Below are 2,588 nucleotides of genomic sequence, written 5' to 3'. Positions count from 1 at the left end.
AACCGCCGACACCATCGGTCAAAGCATGGGGGCATCGCGGCTGGGGTTGTCTCTTTCATCGCTGCTCTTTCAACGTAAAGTGCTTACTCTTTAACGATTATACTCGATTTGATCTTTATTTGGCGTTTAAGTCCCACTAGCATCATCACCGATTAACTCTCGGCAGTCGGTGTGCAGAGGCGTTGTTATGCCCCAGGACCGAGCAGGAATATCAAGCGACCGATCTTGTTCTGGGTTCGGGAATCACTTCACCTTCTGTCCGCCAGGCTTCCAAGTACATTTCAATCACTTCTTCACCGTTGTGGATGGCCTCTTGACGAGTTTTGCCATGAGTACAAGGCATGACGACAAGATCAGAAAACTCTGGGATCGTTACTAGGAAAAGCTGATCCTCATCAGACCACTGAACAATCATGCTGTATCTATTCATTAATCTCCATCCTCTCGCAACTCTTTCAGTTCAGTCAGTAGTTTTGCCAGTTGTTTTTCTAGGTAAAGTGGGACATCATCTCCATCTTTGCCCGGGATTGTCAGTGTTTTTCCGATCAAAGGATGTCTCCAACGTTCATGGCTACCCTTGCCCCGTTTGGGTAAGTAAACAAATCCTTCACGGACAATTTGAGCTTTCAACTCTCGGATCTTTCTAGGCATGGAAGCATCTGATCATTCCACTCTATTCTCTCACTTCTCTCTTCTTTAAGCCATGTTTAGGAAATGGAACAGTAGTTGCACGTCCATCTTCAGGACAGAATTGTTTATGGGAGCCTTTCTGACGTACCTCAACAAAGCCAAGACTTTCTAAGATACGAACCACTTCCTGTGGTTTCAGAACAGGTATATTGCTGATGATTACTGTGTACCAACAAATACTGTTTTAAATTTTGTTTGTTCATCCTCAAGGAGCATTTCTATCACTTCACAAAGATTTGTCTGTAATTCATCTAAAGTTTCACCTTGAGAATTTGCTCCTGGAAAACCAGGGACATAACCCACATAAAGATTAGTATCAAAATCTTTTGGTTCTTCGGTTTTTGTTATGCAATGGACGGGGGTTATAAGGGATGGAACCCTTATATAGAAAGGCATTTGGCGATTTTTGTCAATTATTTTTGATCTAGAGCGAACTAATCAATTAAGTCTCTTGCCAGATAAGGATTTAGTCGATTTATGCCCCCCTATCGAACCATACTAAGTAACGAAGAACCGTGATCGCTGGCTGAAATTGGGGGTCTTTTTGAGGAATATTTGGCATCAATTTACTAAAGTCAATGGGATTACCGCTAAAAATTCCTTTCTCACCGTAAAATGACCTTAGCATCTCTGCAACAATACGCGCTTTGGCAATATACTTTCCATAACTTTCGGGTTGAATATTAGGGTATTGAGAAATTAAGTCTGTTTCTTCCGTCCGTAATTCATCGATTTTTTGGTTGAGTTCTTCGTAAGAATTTGGATCTGTAACTTTCCCTCCTAGATAGACAACGTTGCTCAGTCCAAGAATAGAAAGAAAGTTTTGCGGTAAAGTAAATGTCGCCAAATCTGAACCAATACCGACCAATAATTCAGCAGCTACCAACAAGCTAAAACTTAGTAGTTGAAAGCTGTAAACATCAAATGATCCACCACTTTTTATTAAGTCGCTCCATTTTGCATCTTCTAATTGTGGTTTTTTCTCGTAACCTTTTTCACCAATGGTCAGCCATTGATGATTTCGCAACCAGGCCCAATTAGAGAATGTCAGTCGTTTGCTTCCCAATGCTATCACCTTGGAACCAGTTGTGCCAACAGCACTGATACCTAGTAGTAAAAGAAGGTCATCTGATAGCCCACTCAGTACTCCACTACTGGCCAGAGTGTATAGAAGTCGCAATAGCACCACTAAGGTGAAACCAAAAATTTGAAAATTAGAAAGACTAGCTTTACCAAGGTGTCCTGCTGTCAAAGCTACAGGCTTAATCCATAATGCAGTAAAATTATAGTTGTTATCCCAACTTACCCACCAGACAGTAATTGAATAGAAAACCAAAACACCCCCTAATGCTATTGCCAACACCTGGCCAGAGAACTTCGCAGGAGTCCCAGATTGAGTTTGAGGGGAAGATGTTGCAGCAGCAGTCGGGGAGGGGATTTGAGGGGAAGATGTTGTAGCAGTTGGGGATGGGATTTGAGCTAAGACACTGTTAACTAATCCATAAGCAAAAGTCACAAGAACAGTAGTTAATAATGCAGTAAGTATCCATTTAACAATTGATTTTTTCATTTTCATTTACCTCTTTTTTTAGGGATAAAACTGGATCGATGTATGGGGTTTTAGGTTCAATGATGCCTTTTACCTGCTTTGACAAAAATAGTTAGTTTTATCTATTGATTCAAAGGAAACGTTCCCAGTTTTGGTAGTCTCGCTCCCCATTCGGCTGTGGTAATGACTTTGGCGGTAAATGGCATAATTAGGGTTTGCTGAAAAAGCTTTTCCTAGGGGCAGGGTGTGGGGTGTGGGGTGTGGGGTGTGGGGTGTGGGGTTTTACCTATTTTCAGGTGGTCAGTTACCTAATTTTCAGGGAAAAAGTCCAGGGATTTTCCCCCCGATC

Annotated in this window: 5 protein-coding genes; all 5 read right to left on the bottom strand. The window is 41.8% G+C overall.

What is annotated here, in order from left to right:
* Positions 1–211: 211 nt before the first annotated feature.
* Complete coding sequence (locus O9295_RS19600) at positions 212–430, bottom strand: type II toxin-antitoxin system HicB family antitoxin (protein ID WP_149985321.1); 219 nt, start codon at positions 428–430, stop codon at positions 212–214.
* Positions 430–651: a type II toxin-antitoxin system HicA family toxin gene (locus tag O9295_RS19595; RefSeq protein WP_002756832.1), complete on the bottom strand. Its 222-nt coding sequence runs from the start codon at positions 649–651 to the stop codon at positions 430–432. The genes O9295_RS19600 and O9295_RS19595 overlap by 1 nt, the downstream gene beginning before the upstream one ends.
* Positions 652–673: 22 nt before the next feature.
* Positions 674–814, bottom strand: a complete 141-nt coding sequence (locus O9295_RS19590) for a type II toxin-antitoxin system HicA family toxin (protein ID WP_002756833.1) — start codon at positions 812–814, stop codon at positions 674–676.
* 35 nt (positions 815–849) lie between these two features.
* Entirely contained in the window at positions 850–1,086 is a 237-nt protein-coding gene (locus O9295_RS19585) for a type II toxin-antitoxin system HicB family antitoxin (protein ID WP_288034697.1), read from the bottom strand.
* A gap of 79 nt (positions 1,087–1,165) precedes the next feature.
* Positions 1,166–2,260 carry a hypothetical protein gene (locus tag O9295_RS19580; protein WP_288034695.1) on the bottom strand — a complete coding sequence of 365 codons (1,095 nt, stop codon included), beginning with the start codon at positions 2,258–2,260 and terminating at the stop codon, positions 1,166–1,168.
* Positions 2,261–2,588: the final 328 nt, after the last annotated feature.

Source organism: Microcystis sp. LE18-22.4A, assembly GCF_027531105.1.
GTDB lineage: Bacteria > Cyanobacteriota > Cyanobacteriia > Cyanobacteriales > Microcystaceae > Microcystis > Microcystis aeruginosa.
The sequence above is the reverse complement of the archived record's forward strand: the minus strand, read 5'-3'. Positions and strand labels throughout refer to the sequence as shown.

Excerpts from the sequence above, each read along its gene's own strand:
- O9295_RS19600 (WP_149985321.1), bottom strand. The coding sequence starts at position 430 with ATGAATAGATACAGCATGATTGTTCAGTGGTCTGATGAGGATCAGCTT.
- O9295_RS19595 (WP_002756832.1), bottom strand. The coding sequence starts at position 651 with ATGCCTAGAAAGATCCGAGAGTTGAAAGCTCAAATTGTCCGTGAAGGA.
- O9295_RS19585 (WP_288034697.1), bottom strand. The coding sequence starts at position 1,086 with ATGCCTTTCTATATAAGGGTTCCATCCCTTATAACCCCCGTCCATTGC.
- O9295_RS19580 (WP_288034695.1), bottom strand. The coding sequence starts at position 2,260 with ATGAAAAAATCAATTGTTAAATGGATACTTACTGCATTATTAACTACT.